General features: G+C 64.0%; 15 protein-coding genes and 1 pseudogene. All 16 read left to right on the top strand.

Annotated elements, in window-relative coordinates; all coding sequences use genetic code 11:
- A pseudogene (locus AO684_RS21740) lies at window positions 1–741 on the top strand (hypothetical protein); the annotation flags it as partial.
- A 9-nt stretch (window positions 742–750) separates the two neighbouring features.
- Window positions 751–2,949 carry a hypothetical protein gene (locus AO684_RS03295; RefSeq protein ID WP_054301322.1) on the top strand — a complete coding sequence of 733 codons (2,199 nt, stop codon included), beginning with the start codon at window positions 751–753 and terminating at the stop codon, window positions 2,947–2,949.
- Between the two features lie 70 nt (window positions 2,950–3,019).
- Window positions 3,020–3,703: a 6-hydroxymethylpterin diphosphokinase MptE-like protein gene (locus AO684_RS03300; RefSeq protein WP_054301323.1), complete on the top strand. Its 684-nt coding sequence runs from the start codon at window positions 3,020–3,022 to the stop codon at window positions 3,701–3,703.
- A 189-nt stretch (window positions 3,704–3,892) separates the two neighbouring features.
- Window positions 3,893–4,855 carry a glycosyltransferase family 2 protein gene (locus AO684_RS03305; RefSeq protein WP_054301324.1) on the top strand — a complete coding sequence of 321 codons (963 nt, stop codon included), beginning with the start codon at window positions 3,893–3,895 and terminating at the stop codon, window positions 4,853–4,855.
- Window positions 4,830–5,498 carry a cytidylyltransferase domain-containing protein gene (locus AO684_RS03310; RefSeq protein WP_054301325.1) on the top strand — a complete coding sequence of 223 codons (669 nt, stop codon included), beginning with the start codon at window positions 4,830–4,832 and terminating at the stop codon, window positions 5,496–5,498. Before AO684_RS03305 ends, AO684_RS03310 begins: the two co-directional genes overlap by 26 nt.
- Window positions 5,499–5,507: 9 nt before the next feature.
- Window positions 5,508–6,440: a phosphoglycerate dehydrogenase gene (locus AO684_RS03315; protein ID WP_054301326.1), complete on the top strand. Its 933-nt coding sequence runs from the start codon at window positions 5,508–5,510 to the stop codon at window positions 6,438–6,440.
- 69 nt (window positions 6,441–6,509) lie between these two features.
- The gene (locus AO684_RS03320; protein ID WP_082400697.1) at window positions 6,510–8,999 is read left to right on the top strand and encodes a glycosyltransferase family 2 protein; all 2,490 of its coding nucleotides are present in this window, start codon (window positions 6,510–6,512) and stop codon (window positions 8,997–8,999) included.
- Complete coding sequence (gene gmd, locus AO684_RS03325; protein WP_054301328.1) at window positions 8,996–10,081, top strand: GDP-mannose 4,6-dehydratase; 1,086 nt, start codon at window positions 8,996–8,998, stop codon at window positions 10,079–10,081. Before AO684_RS03320 ends, gmd begins: the two co-directional genes overlap by 4 nt.
- Window positions 10,078–11,550 (top strand): WcbI family polysaccharide biosynthesis putative acetyltransferase, encoded by a 1,473-nt coding sequence (locus AO684_RS21505; protein ID WP_152968333.1) that lies wholly within the window; start codon window positions 10,078–10,080, stop codon window positions 11,548–11,550. Before gmd ends, AO684_RS21505 begins: the two co-directional genes overlap by 4 nt.
- Before the next feature lie 16 nt (window positions 11,551–11,566).
- Window positions 11,567–12,547 carry a GDP-L-fucose synthase gene (locus tag AO684_RS03335; RefSeq protein WP_054301339.1) on the top strand — a complete coding sequence of 327 codons (981 nt, stop codon included), beginning with the start codon at window positions 11,567–11,569 and terminating at the stop codon, window positions 12,545–12,547.
- Between the two features lie 20 nt (window positions 12,548–12,567).
- Entirely contained in the window at window positions 12,568–14,013 is a 1,446-nt protein-coding gene (locus AO684_RS03340; protein ID WP_152968334.1) for a mannose-1-phosphate guanylyltransferase/mannose-6-phosphate isomerase, read from the top strand.
- Between the two features lie 89 nt (window positions 14,014–14,102).
- Window positions 14,103–15,560, top strand: a complete 1,458-nt coding sequence (locus AO684_RS03345) for a hypothetical protein (protein WP_054301331.1) — start codon at window positions 14,103–14,105, stop codon at window positions 15,558–15,560.
- A gap of 30 nt (window positions 15,561–15,590) precedes the next feature.
- On the top strand, window positions 15,591–16,127 hold the full coding sequence (locus tag AO684_RS21745; RefSeq protein WP_054301332.1) for a hypothetical protein: 537 nt from the start codon (window positions 15,591–15,593) through the stop codon (window positions 16,125–16,127).
- The gene (locus AO684_RS03355; protein WP_054301333.1) at window positions 16,124–17,095 is read left to right on the top strand and encodes a glycosyltransferase; all 972 of its coding nucleotides are present in this window, start codon (window positions 16,124–16,126) and stop codon (window positions 17,093–17,095) included. The genes AO684_RS21745 and AO684_RS03355 overlap by 4 nt, the downstream gene beginning before the upstream one ends.
- Window positions 17,092–18,216 carry a hypothetical protein gene (locus AO684_RS03360; protein ID WP_054301334.1) on the top strand — a complete coding sequence of 375 codons (1,125 nt, stop codon included), beginning with the start codon at window positions 17,092–17,094 and terminating at the stop codon, window positions 18,214–18,216. Before AO684_RS03355 ends, AO684_RS03360 begins: the two co-directional genes overlap by 4 nt.
- The gene (locus AO684_RS03365; protein WP_054301335.1) at window positions 18,213–19,247 is read left to right on the top strand and encodes a glycosyltransferase family 10 domain-containing protein; all 1,035 of its coding nucleotides are present in this window, start codon (window positions 18,213–18,215) and stop codon (window positions 19,245–19,247) included. Before AO684_RS03360 ends, AO684_RS03365 begins: the two co-directional genes overlap by 4 nt.
- Window positions 19,248–19,307 lie beyond the last annotated feature (60 nt).

The following is a 19,307-nucleotide window of genomic DNA, read 5'->3' on the forward strand; positions in this document are numbered from 1 at the left end:
CTGGCCGAGGTGAAGTCCGGCGCCGAGACCAAGGCCGCCGCCCTCACCGAAACCGAGACCAGGCTCAAGACCGCAACCGACCGGATTGCAGCCCTCGACAAGGCGCTGGCCGAGGTGAAGTCCGGTGCCGAGACCAAGGCCGCCGCCCTCACCGAAACCGAGACCAGGCTCAAGACCGCGACAGACCGGGTTGCAGCCCTCGACAAGGCGCTGGCCGAGGTGAAGTCCGGCGCCGAGGCCAAAGCCGCCGCCCTCACAGAGACCGAGACCAGGCTCAAGACCGCGACAGACCGGGTTGCAGCCCTCGACAAGGCGCTGGCCGAGGTGAAGTCCGGCGCCGAGGCCAAAGCCGCCGCCCTCACAGAGACCGAGACCAGGCTCAAGACCGCCACCGACCGGATCGCCACGCTCGACAAGGCGGTTGCGCAACTGCGCGCGCAGGCCGCCCTTCAGGCCGAGGAAGCCGAGCGCCTGCGGCTTGACCTGCGGCAGGCCCGGACGGATCTCGGGCTGGCGTTGCGGATGCAGGCCCGGCTTCAGGGCGATCTGCGCGACCTGCAAACCCGCCATCAGACGGCGCTGGCCAGCAAGGCCGAATATGAGGAGTTGTTGCAGCAGCTGACACCGCGCCTGCGCGAGGCCTCGCAACAGTTGCAGGCGCTCTCGCTGATGGAAGCGCCGGAACAATCCCCCGCTTTGCCAGCGACCCCCGGCAAACGCCGCAAGAAGGCAGGAGCCTGAGACCCGGCGATGAGCAAGAAGCGCCCCACCGCCCGCCCCTCCGCACGCCCGAATACAGGCCCGAGTACAGGCCCCGGCCTGCCCGCCGAAGGGCTGGCGCGGATGATTGACGAGGCACTGGCCCTGCTGGAGCCCCGCTATCCCGCCCCGGCAGACACGCGCCGCGCCCTCGCACCGCCACTGCCCAGCCTGCTCGACCGCTGCGAGGCGCTGCTGGCCGCTTCCGGGGGGGCTGCGCCGATCCGGCTGGTTCTGGGGTTTGACGACCCCGCGCGCCATGCCGGCATGGCCCTTCTGGACATGCTGCCCAACCTGCATCTGCTGCCTGCCCTGGCCAGCCCCCCCCTCGCGTCTCTGTCACCGCCGTTTGCCCTGTCCGACCCGGAACCGGCGCTCGGTCCGGCAGAATGGAACAGGGCGGCAGCGGCGGCCATCGGGACACTGGACGCAAGCTGCCGCGCACGCGGCAGATCCCTTGTACTCGGTCTCGACAGCCGCGCCGGATATGACCGGCTCCCTGCCGATCCCGGCCACAGCCTGCTGTCCTCTCTGCGGGACCGGCAGCCGGTCGCCGCGGTCATACTTGCCCGCCATCCGCTGCAAAGCTGGATGGAAATGCGCCACCGCGGCGAGGCCGGCTACCATCCCGCGCGGCTGGAGGATTATGCCGGGCGCCAGCTGGCCTTCCTGCATGACCACGCCGGCCTGCCGGTGATCACCGAGGCCGATGTGCAGGCCAATCCGGCCGATGCCCTGCACCGGCTTGCGGGAAGCCTCGCGCTGCCGCTGTCGCCAGAGCTCTGGTCCGGGCTGCAAGACGAAGTCTCCACGCTCGACACCGGCGACTTCTGGCCGGGCCTGCCTGCGGGCGGGCCGGTGCTTCTGGATGCCGCCGGCGCCCCCGCCACGGAGGAACCCCTCGACAGCCCCGCTTATGTCGAGCTCTGCACCTTGCTCGGTTATGCGCCCGACCGGCTGGACCTGCCGCCCCGGACCCGTACCATCCCGGCCGGATACGGGACCAGTGACGGCCGCACACGCGGCACCCTGCCGGAGCCGCAGCCGGGACGACCGATGGCGCGCCTGTCGGCGCTGCTGCCCCGGATCGACCGGCTGGCCGAAGCCACGCCCTTGCCCGCCCCCGCCCGGCGGCTGGATGCCGCGCAGGTCGTCGCAATGGTCGAGGATTGTCTCGGCCACCCGGACGGGTTCTATGAAAGGCTTGATGCGCTGCTGGCGGGGCTCTCGCCTGCGGATGGCGCGCTGCTCCTGATCAGCTGTGCCGCCCATTACACCGCAGCCGGCGAAGCGATCCATGGCCTCGGCCTGCTGGCCGAAGCCGAGTTGCGGATCCGTCCCGGCGACCGCCCGCTGCGCCTGCTGGCCGCCGAGGTGCTGCTGACGCTGGGCAATGGCGGGATGGCGCTGGCGACACTGGTTGCCGATGCGCTTGAGGGGCCGCTGGCATTGCCGCCAGGGGCACGGGACAGCCTGCGGCAGTTCGGGCGGCTGAAGAACACAGGGCGGGACAGAGCCGGAATGACGGGGATGGCAGACGCCCCCCCGGTCGTCGTCATTGCAGGCATGCGCCACTCCGGTTCCACCGCCCTCTTTAATACCGTCCGCCTCGGCTTTGCCGCGATGGGCAGCGAACCACTTGTCGGCTATTCCGAGATCGGTGATATCGTCTCGAGGGCGAACCATTCCGTCCGGCCCACAATCGTGAAGACCCACGAGATGCGGGATGACGTGCGCCAGATCGCCTCCATCATTCTGACTACCCGCCGGGACTTGCGTGATACCGTGGCCTCGGCGTCCCGGCGTAATTTCGGCCTCATGAAGCGGCTCGGCTCACCGCTCGAATACGCCAAATACAACCGTATGCTACATGAAATCTGGGCGCCGCTCAGCGACTATCAATTCATCTACGAACGCTATATGTCCAACCCCGTGGAAGTGACTTCCGAGGTATTCGGGCGGCTGGGAATCGATACAAGGTTCGCGGCCCAGGTGACGCAGCAGGTGTCGGCATTGCCAGTCGATGATTATCAGACAACGCTGCTCACCCCGACCCACATTACCGATCCCGAGCGCAAGCTGAGCTATATGGACAGCCTCGATCCCCCCACCGTGCATGCCATCGAGCGCGAGCACGAGGCCTGGTTGATCACGAACGGATACCTCGCATCGTCAGGACAGGACCGATGACCGCGCGGGCGGGCGGCTCGGCCCGTCCCCTGGCCATGCTCCGGCGAGACTGCTCGGGGAGTGTTGCAGGATGACCACCTCCCGCCTTGCCCGGTTCCGTGACCTGCATCGCGACGAAAGGGTCGTTATCGTGTGCAACGGCCCGTCGCTCAACGCGATGGATCTGGGCTTCCTGCGACACGAAATCGTGATCGGGCTGAACAAGATCCATCTCGGCCTCGACCGCTTCGGCTTCTACCCGCGCTACCTTGTCGCCGTGAACCCCCGGGTGGTGGAACAGGCCCGGGCCGAACTGGCAGCCATGAGCGCCATCAGGTTCATCGGCGCCCGTGCGGCGGCGCATCTGCCGGAAGATGCCTTCACCCATCATGTGCCCGTGCTCGACCCGCCCGTGGTCTTCTCCCGTGACCTGACCCAGGGGTTCCGTGAAGGCGGAACCGTCACCCATGCCGCCCTTCAGGTGGCCTGGTGGATGGGCTTTTCCGAGGTGGTGATCATCGGCATGGATCACCGCTTCACCTTCGAGGGAGCACCGCACGAGGCGCGGGTCATGGCCGGACCCGACCCCAATCATTTCAGCCCGGACTATTTCGCCGGCCAGACCTGGGACAACCCGGATCTGGCCCGCTCCGAGGCCTCCTATGCCGTGGCCCGTCAGGTTTTCGAATCCACGGGGCGGCGCATCCTCGACGCCACCGTGGACGGCGCCTGCCAGGTCTTCGAAAAGATCGACCATCGGCTGATTTTCAGGTAGTTTGCCTGCAAATCAGCCTGCAAAAGGGGCGATCTGCGGCATCCGGGCGCAGATCCGCCCAAAATTCTGGCGATGCCCGCGAAGTCTGGACATGATACTTTTCAGTGACTATAGCCCCGACAAGTTTTGAAACGCCGTCATAAACGCCCTGTACTTTACCAAGGCCAAACTGCCTGAGGAGGAGTTACCATGCGTGCAAGTATAGTAATCCGTACCCTCAATGAAGGACGCTACCTCGAGGATCTTCTGCTGATGATTGCCCGGCAGGAAACTCCGGGAATCGAGGTGGAGACCGTTCTGATTGATTCCGGTTCGACCGATGGCACGCTGGAAATCGCCGCCCGTCACGGCGCCCGCGTGACCCATATCCGCAAGAATGAATTTTCCTTCGGCCGCTCGCTGAACCGCGGGTCCTGCTTCGCCACCGGCGACATCCTCGTCTATATCTCGGGGCATTGCATCCCGGTGGATGCTCACTGGCTGCAGGCCCTGTGCCAGCCTCTGATCGACGGCCGTGCCGCCTACAGCTATGGCCGCCAGATCGGGGATGACGACAGCAATTACAGCGAACGGCGCATCTTCGCCAAGTATTTCCCCGAAACCTCGGCCATCCCGCAGGAAGGGTTCTTCTGCAACAATGCGAATTCCGCCCTGTTGCGCAGCGCCTGGGAGGCGCATCCCTTCGACGAGGACCTGACCGGGCTTGAAGACATGGAACTGGCCAAGCGGCTGGTGCAGGCGGGCGAGAAGATCGCCTATGTCGCCGAAGCCCCGGTTTTCCATCACCATCAGGAAAGCTGGGCTCAGGTGCGGCGGCGCTTCGAGCGCGAGGCCCTGGCGCTGCGCTCGATCATGCCCGAGGTGCATCTGTCACGGGTCGATGTGATGCGCTGCCTCCTGTCGAGCGTGCGCGGCGACTGGCAGGCCGCGCGCAAACATGGCGTGCAATCGACCTCGAAGACCGACATGCTGCGCTACCGCTGGAACCAGTATGTCGGCTCTTTCAAGGGCAACCATGAACACCGCCGCCTGTCGCAGCGCGCGAAAGAGCGGTTCTTCTACCCCCAAGTCAATGAAAAGGCCGCACAAGATGACTGGCTCAGGCCGCTGCGTCGCACTCCTCCCCATGAAAGCCAACAGCCAGAGGGTTAAGGGCAAGAACTTCCGCCCCCTCCACGGCAAGCCGCTGTTCCGCTGGATCCTCGACTCGCTGCTGGCCATCGAAGAGATCGACGAAGTGGTCATCAACACCGACGCCCGCCATATCCTGGCGGAGAATGGTCTGGTGGAAAGCGACCGTGTGCGCATCCGCGACCGCAAGCCCGAGCTTTGCGGCGATACTGTCTCGATGAACCTCATCCTTGCCGATGACATCGCGGCCGTGCCGGCAGACACCTATCTGATGACCCACACCACCAATCCGATGCTGAGCGCGACAACGATCCGGGCTGCGCTGGCGCAGTACCAGGCCGGTGTGGCGGCGGGCACGGCGGATTCGCTGTTCACCGTGAACAAGATCCAGACGCGCTTCTACCGGGCCGACGGCAGCGCGGTGAACCACGATCCTGACAACCTGATCCAGACCCAGGATCTGGAGCCCTGGTTCGAGGAGAACTCGAACCTCTACATCTTCACCGCCGACAGTTTCGCCCGCACGAAGGCACGGATCGGCAAGAAGCCGCTGCTGCATGTCATGGAAAAGATGGAAGCCGTGGATATTGATACCCCCGAAGACTGGGCCCTGGCCGAGGCGGTTGCCGCCATCCGCGCCCCGGAAAACGCCCCTGCCCGCTGAGGAACTGCAATGAAAGACGTTCTCGTCACCTGTCCGCCGATGCTGGGCCAGATCGGCCGTTTCATGGATTATGCCGCCGAACGCGGCCTGAAGCTGCATCCCGCCAAGGTCACCCAGACCCTGTCCGAAGACGAGCTGAAGGCGCTCTTGCCGCAATATGACGGCTGGATCATCGGCGACGACCCGGCCACCCGGTCGGTCTTTGAGACCGCGAAGGCCGGGCGGCTGACCGCGGCGGTGAAATGGGGCATCGGCGTCGACAATGTCGACTTCGCGGCCTGCAAGGATCTGGGCATTCCGATCATCAACACGCCGATGATGTTCGGCGCCGAGGTGGCCGATGTCGCCACCGCCTTCGTCATCGGGCTGGCGCGCGAACTGTTCCTGATCGACCGCGGGGTCCGGGCCGGCAACTGGCCGAAACCCGCGGGCATCAGCCTGCCGGGCCGGCGCGCCGGGGTGGTGGGTCTGGGCGACATCGGGCGCAATGCGGTGACACGGCTGCAGGCGCTGGGTCTGAAGGTCGTGGCCTATGATCCGGGCGTCGAGGGCGATGCCGGTATCCCCGGCCTCGAACGTGCGGCCTGGCCGGAAGCCGTGGAGGATCTGGACTTCCTCGTCTTCACCTGCGCGCTGAACAAGCACAATTTCCACATGCTGGACGCCGGTGTCCTGGCGCGCTGCAAGCCGGGCATCCGCATCGTCAACGTGGCCCGCGGCCCGCTGATCGACGAGGCGGCACTGGTGGCCGCCCTGCAATCGGGCCATGTGCATTCCGCCGCGCTGGATGTCTTCGAGGTGGAACCCCTGCCGATGGACAGCCCGCTCCGCAGCATGGAACGCTGCATCTTCGGCACCCATAACGGCTCGAACACCATCGACGGCGTCATCCGTGCCAGCCACACCGCCATCGACCGGCTGGCGGGTTTCCTGAACACTTAAAAGGTCTGCCCGTGCTTCCGCTAGGAGGATGCGCGGGCACCTTTAGCTCCAAGCAAGGCAAAATAGCTGATGTCTCTCGCTGCCGACATGCTCAAAACGCCTCTCATTAATCTCAGCATGGACATTGCAGAGGCTGTAAGACTGGACAGGGACGCAGAGCTTGCAGTTTCTGTAATCATACCATGCTTCGACAGCGCGGCATTTCTGCATCCATGTCTTGAGTCACTCATACATCAGACGTTGCCCCAGGCGCGTTTTGAGGTCATCTGCATTGATGACTGTTCTACAGACGACACCCTGCAAGTACTGCGCAAGTACGAAGGCCGGATCGCCAACTTGCGCATCATACGGCATGTGAAAAACAGAAAGCAGGGTGCGGCACGCAATACCGGGCTGGATGCGGCCCGTGGGCGTTATGTATTTTTCCTGGATTCAGACGACTTTCTGCGCGTTGATACGCTGGAAGTCATGTTGAATGTAATCGGAAACGCCGATGTCGCTGTATGTCAGCACATCAAAACGCGCTATGACAAGCCGCATAAACGTACCGTCAGCAACCGCCATGTAAAAACAACGCTGAGCCTTGCAGCCCTTGAAAACACTGTCGGCTGGTGGCCCTTCGGCATGTTAATCCTGCGCCAGATGCTTGATAATCATGGCATCCGATTTCGCGAAGGCGTCTATTTCGAAGATATCGACTTCAATATCAGGGTTTTCCTGAATGCGACTTCGCATGCCATCACAAAAGAAGCCCTGTATTACTATATCGAACGTGACAGCTCGACTGTAAACTCCGTCAACGAGAAGAAGTTGCGTGACTCGGTCGCTGCAATCGCCGATGTCTACGGCCTGATTGCAGGAACCGCAACAAAAGGCGATCAAGACGCATTTTTAAAAAAGTCTTCGGGATGGTTGATGCTGCAAGCACAGCGCCTGCGTGACAGCAGCAATACCCCTGAGGAAAAAGACCGCCTCGCACAACTGTTCGTTGACGGGCTGAGATCGGGCCACCTGCTTGAAAAGCTCGATGCGGGGCTGGGTGAAAAAATACTTCAGACAGCAGCGCAGCCTCCGGCCTCCGCCGCAGGAGCTGCAACTCAGAAAAATCCGGAAAATTTCCGGTATAATCCTTGGCCCAAAGACTTCCGTGATGAGTTCATGGATAAGGTCATATTTTTTTGTGAAGTCAATTATCATATCCGGAGTGCAGCTCCGATTGCACGAGAATTGAAGGCCCGCGGAATTGACAGCATCATTGTCGATGCCTCTCGCTCGACGACATTCTCCTCTAACCGGCCCTTGCCCGATGAGGAATTGCCACTTTACGCTGACGTAAACCTCCGCCCCTTCAATGTGGGTGAAACCCTGCCCTTTGCTACAGATGCCGCTGCCTTCATCTTCATGAACGATCTGACCTATACAAAGAGGCTGATCTTCGAAAACTTCGGATTTGGCGTACCGACGTTCGGTTTCTATGAAGGTATCAACGACGACTGGAATCTCGACCGGATATCCCCCCGTATGCCTTATCGCAGCGTGGACTATCTGTTGCTGCCCGGAATCTACCAGCAGGGCTTCTATCGTGACCGCGAATGCCGCATCGTCGGCCTGCCCAACGTGCGGAGCTGGCTGGCCAAGCCCTATGCGCCCCCCACCCGGCGTCGGGCCATCATCAATGTGAATTTCACCTATGGTGTGCTTGAAGACCGCCGTGACAGCTATGTGGAAAGCGCCGTTCGCGCCTGTCAGGAAATGGGTCTCGACTACATCATCACCCAGCATCCCGCCGACAAGGCGGACCTTTCCGCCTATAATGTCGGGAAGGAAAGCGTCTACGACATGCTCGCGGAAGGCAGCCTGCTGATCAGCCGCTTCAGCACCACCATGCTGGAAGCTCTGGCGATGGGCCGGCCTGTGATCTATCACAATCCGATCAACGAACGCGTTCCCAAATTCGGCCAGCCTCTCGGGGCCTACAGCATGTCCCATGATGTCGAAAGCCTGAAGGCGGCCTTGCAGCGGGAAATGGACTTCGTGGACAACGGGGGCAGCGTTCGTGACCGCGCGGCCCTGTTCCTGCATTTCCATTGCAATACGGCAGACAGCCGGGATCCTTCGGAACTGGCGGCCGCTGCCATCGCCGAAGTCGTTTCCAATCCGCCGGACAGGTTTGCATTCAAGACTGGAGCACAGGATTTCGTCCGTCCGCGTGCCCTCCGGCTTTCCTCCGCAGCGGTTCCCGCATCTGTTCCTGAAAGCAGCCTCCCCCACGCGAATGGCAGCCTGCTGGATCGCCTGGTAGCTGACCCGGACTACACGGCGCGCCATGCACAGCTGCTTCAGGCCTGTGCGGCCGCCCTTCTGCTGGATCCGGTCGTCACGCTGGAACAGCTCGGCGATGGCACACCCCTGGCCAAAACCATGGCGGAAGCGACAGCCGCGCTTGGCGAAGACAATACGCTCGTCGCCCATTATCGGAAAACCCTGGCACATGCGCAGGGCGTCCGCCCCAGATCCGGCCCGCGCACCCTCCCCTCAGCAGCCATACCGGCGGCATGACCCGCCGCGCGCTCATCACCGGGATCACCGGGCAGGACGGGTCGTATCTGGCAGAGCTTCTGCTGGGCAAGGGCTATGAGGTGCACGGGCTGAAGCGGCGGGCCTCGTCCTTCAACACGCAGCGGGTGGATCACCTCTATCAGGACCCGCATCTGGGTGACGGCCGGTTCCGGCTGCACTATGGCGATCTGACCGATGCGCTGAGCCTGACCCGGCTGATTGCCGAACTGGAGCCGGACGAGATCTACAATCTCGGGGCGCAAAGCCATGTCGGCGTCAGCTTCGAAACCCCGGAATATACCGCCGAGGTGGACGGGCTGGGCACGCTGCGGCTGCTGGAGGCGATCCGTTTCCTGAAGCTCGAGAGCCGGACCCGGTTCTATCAGGCCTCGACCTCCGAACTGTACGGGCTGGTCGCGGAAAGCCCGCAGACGGAACGGACGCCGTTCCACCCGCGCTCGCCCTACGGGGTGGCCAAACTTTACGCCCACTGGATCACGGTGAATTACCGCGAGGCCTATGGCCTGTTCGCCTGCGCGGGCATCCTGTTCAACCATGAAAGCCCGCGCCGGGGCGAAACCTTCGTGACACGCAAGATCACCCGGGGCCTGTGCCGGGTGGCAGCGGGGCTGGACCCCTGTCTCTATCTCGGCAATCTCGACGCCCGGCGCGACTGGGGCCACGCGAAGGATTATGTCCGCGCCATGTGGATGATGCTGCAACAGGACCGGCCCGACGATTATGTCATCGCCACCGGGGTGCAGCATTCGGTGCGCGATTTCGTGACCTGGACGGCGGCGGAACTGGGCATCACACTGACCTTCGAAGGTAGCGGCACCGAAGAACACGCCATTGTCACCGCAGTGACCGGCGCCCGCGCCACGGCGCTGAAACCCGGCGACGTGATCCTGCGCATCGACCCGCGCTATTTCCGCCCCGCCGAGGTGGAGACGCTGCTGGGGGACGCGACCAGGGCACGGGAAAGGCTGGGCTGGATACCGGAGATCACCGCCCGCGAGATGTGCGCCGAGATGGTGGCGGCGGATTGGAATGCATTTGACGGGGAAAGAAGTACATCGTGAAGATTGCAGTCATTGCGAATTGTCAGGCGCGCCCGATCGGCCGCCTTCTCTCCGCCGCATCCAGCGCTGTAAATATCATGGAAGTCCCCCCGGTTCATACGATCGGAAAGTCTGATCTCGGAAAATGGGCCCGGGATCTAGAGAACGCTGATTTTGTAATACATCAACCACTGTCTAATGTATTCGGTGAGCTGTCGACGGAGAGTCTGAAAAATCGGATCGGAGTGAAGTTGGTATCATTCCCCTCCATATATTTTTCAGGAACGCTTCCGCAACTCTTCTATCTTCGCAAGCCCGAAGGGGGGACGCTTCGCGGTCGGCTCGGTGACTACCACGATATACGCATCCTTGCTGAATTCCTGAAAGGAAAGTCAGAGGCAGAATGCATCAGGAACCTGGAAAAATACGATTTTCCGGTGCGGGACTACTTCACCTCCTGCGTGGAAGAAAGCAGGCAGAGGGAATATGGGCTGGACATAACCGTCATGGACCGCATTCTTGACAGACTGCCACAACATCAAACGATGTATTCGTTCAACCATCCGGATAACAGTATCCTCTGGTCAGCAACTCTTGACCTGATTCAAAAACTTGATCTGCCGCATGATGGAATAAAGACATTTCCAGCACAAGAAATGCTGTCAGAAGTGATTTCTGCTGTTCCAACGACCGTCTCGGAAATCCTGTCACTTTCCTACCATCAGCCAAGCTACAAGGTTCGCGGAAAGGCTGTAGATAACTCTGATCTGGTTGGTTCATTCTACAAATTATACGGAGAATGCGCCGACCTGAAATCCATTATTGATTTCAATATTCAGAAGAATCATCCTCCGTTCATCAGAGACTTGCTGAAAAGCGCACCCTCTGAGAAGAGTAAAAACATCCAGATCACACAGGATAAGAGCACTCTCATAGCAAAAAAAACGGAGAGCGGTGCAATGTTTGTCCATAAGAACCTTACCCCTGATGTTTTTGAGAAAAACAGGATTGCAATCGATCCCTCATGCAAGATCGATAACCTTACCCTTCAGTTCACCGGATCGGGCGCTGAACTCGTCATCGGACCCAACTGCAAGCTGGCAGGCAAAATATTCCTGTCATCCGGTGCCAAAGTCATGATTGGCGCCAGAACAATCATCCATGGCGCCGGGATACATGTGCATGAGGCTGGAGAGGTTCATATTGGCGAACAATGCCTGTTTTCGCATGGCATTTCCATTCGCCCCTCTGATGCGCACAGGATCTTCGATCTCACCAGTGGAGAGAGGATCAATCCCCCTGCCCCCATCAGGATTGGCAACCACGTCTGGATCGGCGAACAGGTCAGCATTCTGAAAGGTGCCGTCATTCCAGATGGCTGCATCGTCGGGATCGGTTCGATCGTGACCGGCATGTTCGAAACTCCCAACTGCATTCTGGCCGGCGTCCCCGCCAAGGTCGTCAGGAATAATGTGCGCTGGGACTATTGAAATGCCCGCGTCCCCCATGACCCGCCCCATCCGCATCTTCCTCGCCGGTCATCGCGGCATGGTCGGGTCTGCCATCCTGCGCCGGCTGCAGGCGCGGCAGAGGGCCGGAGAGCCGATTGAGCTTCTCACCCGCAGCCGGACCGAGCTGGATCTGGCAGATGCGGCAGCCGTAACCGGCTTCCTTCAGGCCGAGCGACCCGATGTGGTGATCCTTGCCGCGGCGAAGGTCGGCGGGATCGAGGCCAACAATACCCGCCCGGCCGAGTTCATCGCGGAGAACCTTGCCATTGCGCTGAATGTGATCCGGGGCGCGCAGGAGGCCGGGGTCACGCGGCTGCTCAACCTCGGCTCATCCTGCATCTATCCGCGCGCAGCGCCGCAGCCGATCCCGGAAGAGGCGCTGCTGACCGGGCCGCTGGAGCCCACGAACGAGCCCTATGCCATCGCCAAGATCGCCGCGATCAAGCTCTGTGAAAGCTTCAACCGGCAATATGGCACCGATTACCGCTCGGTCATGCCCGCCAACCTTTACGGGCCGGGGGACAATTTCCACCCCCGGAACAGCCATGTCCTGCCCGCGCTGATCCGCCGCTTCGACGAAGCAGCGGAAACCGGGGCGCCGGAGGTCACCATCTGGGGCACGGGCACGCCGTTGCGCGAATTCCTGCATGTCGATGACATGGCCGAAGCCGCGCTTTTCGTGCTCGACCTGCCGAGGGACATCCTTGCGGCCCATACGCAGCCGATGCTGAGCCATATCAATGTCGGCTCGGGGCGCGAAATCCCGATCGCGGATCTCGCGCGGCTGGTGGCGCGGATCACCGGATTCACCGGCGCGATCCGCTTCGACACCAGCCAGCCGGACGGGACACCGCGCAAGCTGATGGATGTCAAGCGGCTTGCAAATATGGGCTGGAGCGCGAAGATCGGTCTGGAAGAGGGGGTGACCGGAACCTGGAAGTGGTTTCGCGATCACCGGGACAGCCTCAGAACCTGAGCAAGACCGGGATGACAACCATGATCCAGACCATTCATCCCGTCCTGCTGTGTGGCGGCTCCGGCACCCGGCTCTGGCCGCTGTCGCGCAAGAGCCACCCCAAGCAATTCGCCCGGCTCACCGGCGAGGAAAGCCTGTTCCAGGCCTCGGCCCGGCGGCTGGGTGGTGACGGCTTCGCCGCACCGGTCATCGTCACCGGCGGGGATTTCCGCTTCATCGTGCTGGAACAGCTGGCCGCGATCGAAACCGCCCCCGCTGCCGTCCTGATCGAGCCTGCCGCCCGCAATACCGCCCCCGCCATTCTGGCCGCCGCACTGGATATCGAGGCGCGCGATCCCGGCGCGCTGATGCTGGTGGCGCCTTCCGATCATGTGCTGCCCGATGCCGCACGGTTCCGCGCCGCCGTGCAGGCCGCAGCCCCGACGGCGGCCGAAGGCCGGATCGTCACCTTTGGTATCCGTCCCGACCGGGCGGAAACCGGCTATGGCTGGATGGAGCTTGATGGCCCGGTCACCGACTGGGCCCCCCTGCCCCGCCCCCTGATCCGTTTTGTCGAAAAACCCGGCACCGCCGCCGCCGAAGCCATGCTGGCCGACGGGCGCTATCTGTGGAATGCCGGGATCTTCCTGTTCACCACCACGACCCTCATCGCCGCTTTCGAGGCCCATGCGCCCGACATCCTGGCCGGGGTCCGCGCCGCCCTTCAGGGCGCAAGGCAGGATCTGGCCTTCACCCGTCTGGATGCCGCGGCATGGGAGCCGTTGCCCGATATCTCCATCGATTATGCGGTGATGGAAACGGCCCGGAACCTCAGCGTCGTGCCCTATGGCGGGGCCTGGTCGGATCTGGGCGGCTGGGAAGCCGTCTGGCGCGAGGGCCGCCCAGATGCCACAGGCGTGGTCTGCCATGGCGGCGCCACGGCCATCGGCTGCACCGACAGCCTGCTGCGGGCCGAAGCCGGAACGATGCAGCTGGTCGGGATCGGCCTGACCAATATCGTGGCCATCGCCATGCCCGATGCGGTTCTGGTCGCGGATCGCAGCCGGGCGCAGGATGTGAAACTGGCGGTGGCGCAGCTCAGGGCCCGGGGGATCGCCCAGGCCGAGACCTTCCCGCAGGATTTCCGCCCCTGGGGCTGGTTCGAAAGCCTGGCGACCGGGCCGCGCTTTCAGGTGAAGCGGATCGTGGTGAAGCCGGGCGGCGCGCTGAGCCTGCAAAGCCATTTCCACCGGGCGGAACACTGGATCGTGGTGGAGGGCACCGCCCGCATCACCATCGGCGATGAGGTCCGTCTGGTGAGCGAGAACCAGTCGGTCTATATCCCGCTGGGCACGCAGCACCGGCTGGAAAACCCCGGCAAACTGCCCATGGTGCTGATCGAGGTGCAAACCGGCAGCTACCTTGGCGAGGATGACATCATCCGCTACGAGGACGTCTATGCCCGCGGGCAGGGTGCGAAAGGATAAGCCGGTGCGGCGCAAGCCTCCGGACAGGACAGGAATACCGGCATGGCGCCTCATTTACGCGCGCCTGCACGGGCAGAAGCGAGGGTTGCATGATGCATGAAGACAGGAAACCGCAGGAGCCGACGCCCCTGAACCTGTTCGTCTGGAGCGGAGCGCAGCAACAGAACCTGCTGCCCGAAGGGGCCGGGGCGCCGGAGCATGGCGTGGTACTGCACAGCTATGACCTTGACGCCCTTGCTGCGGCGCTGGAGGCGGGGAAACCCTGCGCGGCGATCTGGCGCGATCCCTCGGACATGCTGGCCGAGGCCCTGGCCTCGGGCCAGCCGCCCGGTCCGGTGCTGGAAACCTGGCAGGAGACGGCCGGCGCACTGCTTGCCCTGTTCCGCCGCAATCGCCGCCGGCTGGTCCTGCTGTCCGAAGCCGCTCTCGCATCGGACGATCCCGAGACCCGGGCGCAGCTTCACGACCGGCTGGGGCTGAGCGGCGGTCCTGGCCTGCCCGCGGCCCCGGCCCGCACCACCGGGGAAGATCTGCCCCGCCTGCTGGCCTGGCTGGCCGTGCCACAGCTTGATCAGCTGCGCCCGCTGCTTTCGGAGCTTGAGGCAAGCAGCATTTTCTGTCCTCGCCCGGCTTTCGATCCGGCCCGGCTGGAAGGCGCCGGTCTCCGGCTGTCGCAGGATCACGAACGTCAGAGCCTTCTGACCGATCAGCTGCGCCTTGACCAGCGCGCCCGCGAGACCGATCTGACGGAGATCCGCCGCCAGAGCCAGGCAGCCGAAACCCGGAACAAGGAACTGGCCGCGCAGAACGAGACCCTGCGCAGCAAGATTGACGCCCAGCAGAAACAGATCGCCCAGCTTCAGCAACAGGCCACCGCGCTGACCGCCGAGCGCGACCGCAACTCTGCCGAAGCCCAGACCCTGCAAACCCAGGTGGCGGAGCGCCAGAAGCAGATTGCGGAGCTTCAGAAACAGGCCACCGCGCTGACCTCTGAGCGCGACAAGAAAAACGTCGAGGTCAAGACCCTGCAAACCCGGCTGGCAGAGGGCCAGAAGCAGATCGCAGAGCTTCAGAAACAGGCCACCGCGCGGGACGCAGATCGCGATCAACCAGCCACGGAAGAAACCGTTCTTCTGCGTAACCATATCCGCTTGATGCAGGAGGCACTGGATGCGCTTGCGCAGGAGCGGGACGGCAAGCAGAGCGAACTGGCCGAGCTGGCCCTCAACAGTGACCGTGCGGTCAGCAAGGCGCTGGCCGAGGCACGGATGGCGGCCGAGGCGCGGGCGCGGGCCGAGGCCGAACTTTCCGAAGCCTATGGCGAGCGCGACCGGCTCTACCGCGAGGCCGAGCAGCTGGAAGAGACCCGCGCCCATGTCGACCGGATGGCAGCAGATCTGGCCACGCTGCATGCCACACTGATCGCGCGAGAGAACGATCTTGCCGAGATGCGGTCTTCAGCGGCCGCGATCCTCACCTCGAATTCCTGGAAAGTCACCGCCCCGCTGCGCCGGGTCAGCCTCATGCTGGGGCGGCACCGCGGCTGATGCCCGGTACGTATAAAACGGAGTATTTCAATGACCGATAATCTTGATCTCGGACCTGATGCGCAGGCCAATCATGCGCTTGCAGTTCTGCGCGGGCTCAGCTTCGAGGGCGATCTGGCCCCCGGTCAGGCGCTGGTGCCCGGCATCTTCTTCACCTGGGATGGCGAAAGCGAAATGCGGGTGACCGGCAAGAGCCAGCCCGGCCAGCTGCTGGAGGCGGGTTTCACCGCCAGCCGCCCCGGGCAATGGCTCTCGCTGCATGTGGCGCTTGGCGCGGCGGATCTGACCGGGGCGCAGACCTTCGGCCTCGTCTGCAAATCGGCCAGCCCCTATGCCACCACCTTCCAGCCCTGCCTGCGTTCCGGCCTGGCCGAAGGCGGATTTTCGGATCACTTCTTCCGCAAGCGGGTGCTGACCCATGGCCAGCCCAGCCTGCATCTGGATGCCCTGCTGATGGAAGCCGACCCGGAACTGCCGCGCACCGCCCCCTGGCGCGAACTGGTGCTGTTTTTCCGTCCCGAAACCAGCCGGATCGACCTGCAGGATCTGCGGCTGTTCATTGTATGAGCCTGTCTCTGGTCATCCCGGTCTGGAATGATCCCGAAGGCCTGATCCGTTTGCTGATACAGGCTCAGGAACTGGGCTGGGTGTCCGAAATCATCGTGGTGGACGACGCCTCCGATCTGCCTTGCGGCCCGGACATGCCCGGACTGCCGCAGGCGGTGGCCGAAGATACCCGGCTGGTCTGGCTGCGCAGTGACCGCCGCCGCGGGGCGGGCCATGCCCGCAATCTGGGGCTGGAGCGGGCGCAGGGCGCGTATCTGCTGTTCTTCGATTCCGACGATCTGTTCCTGCCCGCGATGCGCGACCTGATGGATGCGCTGGAAGGCCCGATGGCCCGGCAGGATTTCGATTTCTGCCTGTTCCGCCATCGCGACAGCCGGGAAAGCCCGGATCACGACCCGATGCCCGACGACAGCCGCATCTGGCGCAGTGTCGGCGCGACCGACCAGCCAGGCCCGCTGCCCGCCGGGCTGGCCCCTGTCATGGTGCAGATCGCGGCCTATCCCTGGAACAAGGTCTACCGCACCGCCTTTCTGCGCGATCATGACCTGCGCTGCACCGAGATCATGGTGCATAATGATATCGCGCTGCACTGGCTGGGCTTTCTGAAGGCAGAGCGCATTCTGGTGTCCACCCTCAGGGGCTGCGAACATGTGGTATCGGAAGAGGGCAACCGGCTGACCAACCAGCGTGATGCCGAACGTTTCACCGTCTTCGAGGCGCTGGAGACGGTACAGGCGGCCCTGCGGCAAGAGGGGCGCCCCTTCCTTGCGCCCTTCGCCGGGTTCTGCCTGCGGCTCTTCGACTGGATCGGCGGCACGCTGAACCCCGAACTGCGGCAGCCCTTCGCCGAACGGGCGCGGGATCATCTGCGCCAGAGCCTTGACCGGGGCAGTTTCACGCTGATCGCACTGGAGGCCCCCGGCCTGGCGGCCCGGCTGCTGGCCCGGATGCAGGGGAGGGCGGCATGATTCTGGGTCTTGTGCTGCTGACCGAAGGCACTGCGGCCGCGGATCTGGCCTCCGGCCTTGCAGCGGCCTGCGCCGCCCTGCGGCCAGGCGACCATCTGATCGTGACCGACAGCGGCAGCGACCCGGATCTGACCGAGACCCTCGACCGGGTGGCACAGCCCGAAGCCCTGCCCGCCGGGGCCGTGCTGACCGTGCTGCGCTTTGGCGCCACGCCGCCCGGCAGCCCGGGCGCACAGGCCAATGTCGCCCTGGCGGAAGCCGAAGCATGCGAAACGCTCTTGCTGCTGTCTGCCTCCGATCCTGTCATGGCCGAGGCGCTGAACACCGCCCGCGACCGGATGGCCGAAAGCGGCGCCGGGGTCCTGCTGGCCGGTGGCACGCCGCCGCCGGAGGCCCTGCCCGACGGGGAAGGGGACACGCAGCGCCGGCGCGACTGGCTTCTGACCCGCGCGCCCGCGCCGCTGCTGCTGCGGCGCGACTGGCTGCTGGCACAGGGTCTGCGCCTGCCCGAAAGCGGCCCGGCCGCCGAATGGCGCTGGCAATTGCAGATCTGCGCCCGCGCCGCCCCTATGGGCTGGCAGGCGGCCCCGCTGGTCCACGGACCACAGCCCGCCGCCCTGCCCCCCCCTCTGTCCGGGGAAGCGCCCTGCGATGCCGATACGCTGCTGGCGCTGCATCAGGCCCTGACCGAAGAGCTTCCAGCCGATCTGGCCCATGGCTGGCTGATCGGCGCGCTGGCAAAGCTGCCGCCGCGCCTGACGGCCGAAACCCGCTGGCAGGTGGCGCAACAGCTCTCTGTACGGCTGGCCCGCTGTCCCGATCCGCTCTGGCAGCAGATCATGGCCGGACAGGGCCACCGGCAGGCCGCCCTCGAAGCCGATACGCTGCGCCGGGGGCAGGTGCTGGAGGTTGTCGCCCTCTGGACCCAGACCGCCACCGAAGCGCGTCTGGAACAGCTGGAAACCGGGTTGCAGGATCTGCAACAGTGGCTGGCCGAACTGGCCGCCCTGCGGCGGGGGATCGACAGCCTGTGCCGCATCGCCGAATATGACGCCCTGCGTCCGGGCTGGCCCGAACCCGGCGACGATCCGGCCCCTGATCCCGAAGAGCGCCCGGCATGATCCGTATCCTGACCTGCGGTGGCTTCCAGAACCGTAATCCCCTTGCCTATGCCTCCTTCCGGCGCCGGCTTTCATCCGAACTCGCGCTGGTGGACCGGGCGGAAGAGGCCGATCTGCTGCTGATCAGCCATCACATGGACCTGGAGCTGTTCGGCACCGATCTTTACGAAACCATGGCCCGGCACCGGCATCTGCGGCTGGTCCTTCTGTCGGAAGAGCCGTTCTGGGATACCGGCTGGGCGGAGGATCCGTTCCGCCGCGACCAGCTGTATCAAACCCCGCGCGGGACGCTGGCCTATCGCGTGCTGAACCATCAGACGACCGGGATCTTCCGCGCCGGGCATATCCCTTATTTCCTGCTGACGGACCCGCGCTATCTGGCGCATTACCGGCCGCTGCTGGACCGCAATGCCGGTCTGTCGGTGGCCCAGTGGCTGGCCCATTTCCGCAGCGCCCCGCTGGATGCCGCCTTCATGGGGGAAAAGCGGCTGGCCGAACGGGATCGCATCGGCTTTGCCGAACAGGATGTCTGGGGGCTGTCCTGGTATCGCACCCGCTTTGCCCAGCTCTGCGGCAGCGACGGGGGCCGGGTGCTGCGGCTTGGCAAGGGCTGGGTGGCCGGGCCGCCCCGGCAGGCCCTGCCCGACTGGCATGCCGACAAGCTGGCGCAGCTTGACCGGCAATGCCGCTATCTGGGTGCTTTCGAGAATACCCATCAACGGGATTATGTGTCGGAAAAGATCTTCGATGCTTTCGCCCTGGGGGCGATGCCGCTGTATTTCGCGGCACCGGATCATGCCGTGCACCGGCTGGCAGGGTCGGATGGCTGGCTGAATTTCTATGCCACGCCCCCCGTCGCTCCGGTATTTGACCCGCGCCGGCCGGTGACCCTGACCGAGGCCGGGGCCTATGCCGCCACCCAGCAGCGGCTGGCCCGGCAGCTTGGCGACCCTGCTCTGGTCCGGGCCGATACAGACCGGATCTGCGCCGCCCTGCTGTCCGAGCTGCGATGGGCCATGGCGCAGCCCTGACCGGCTCTGCGACCCGTTCCGGTGTTTCGCACGCGAAACACCGGACCTTGTCCCAGCCGC

The organism is Gemmobacter sp. LW-1 (assembly GCF_001303875.1).
Classification (GTDB): domain Bacteria; phylum Pseudomonadota; class Alphaproteobacteria; order Rhodobacterales; family Rhodobacteraceae; genus Gemmobacter; species Gemmobacter caeni.

Excerpts from the sequence above, each read along its gene's own strand:
- AO684_RS03320 (WP_082400697.1), top strand. The coding sequence starts at position 6,510 with ATGTCTCTCGCTGCCGACATGCTCAAAACGCCTCTCATTAATCTCAGC.
- gmd (WP_054301328.1), top strand. The coding sequence starts at position 8,996 with ATGACCCGCCGCGCGCTCATCACCGGGATCACCGGGCAGGACGGGTCG.
- AO684_RS03305 (WP_054301324.1), top strand. The coding sequence starts at position 3,893 with ATGCGTGCAAGTATAGTAATCCGTACCCTCAATGAAGGACGCTACCTC.
- AO684_RS03300 (WP_054301323.1), top strand. The coding sequence starts at position 3,020 with ATGACCACCTCCCGCCTTGCCCGGTTCCGTGACCTGCATCGCGACGAA.
- AO684_RS03335 (WP_054301339.1), top strand. The coding sequence starts at position 11,567 with ATGACCCGCCCCATCCGCATCTTCCTCGCCGGTCATCGCGGCATGGTC.
- AO684_RS03345 (WP_054301331.1), top strand. The coding sequence starts at position 14,103 with ATGATGCATGAAGACAGGAAACCGCAGGAGCCGACGCCCCTGAACCTG.
- AO684_RS03315 (WP_054301326.1), top strand. The coding sequence starts at position 5,508 with ATGAAAGACGTTCTCGTCACCTGTCCGCCGATGCTGGGCCAGATCGGC.
- AO684_RS03340 (WP_152968334.1), top strand. The coding sequence starts at position 12,568 with ATGATCCAGACCATTCATCCCGTCCTGCTGTGTGGCGGCTCCGGCACC.
- AO684_RS03360 (WP_054301334.1), top strand. The coding sequence starts at position 17,092 with ATGATTCTGGGTCTTGTGCTGCTGACCGAAGGCACTGCGGCCGCGGAT.
- AO684_RS03295 (WP_054301322.1), top strand. The coding sequence starts at position 751 with ATGAGCAAGAAGCGCCCCACCGCCCGCCCCTCCGCACGCCCGAATACA.
- AO684_RS03310 (WP_054301325.1), top strand. The coding sequence starts at position 4,830 with ATGAAAGCCAACAGCCAGAGGGTTAAGGGCAAGAACTTCCGCCCCCTC.
- AO684_RS03365 (WP_054301335.1), top strand. The coding sequence starts at position 18,213 with ATGATCCGTATCCTGACCTGCGGTGGCTTCCAGAACCGTAATCCCCTT.
- AO684_RS21745 (WP_054301332.1), top strand. The coding sequence starts at position 15,591 with ATGACCGATAATCTTGATCTCGGACCTGATGCGCAGGCCAATCATGCG.
- AO684_RS03355 (WP_054301333.1), top strand. The coding sequence starts at position 16,124 with ATGAGCCTGTCTCTGGTCATCCCGGTCTGGAATGATCCCGAAGGCCTG.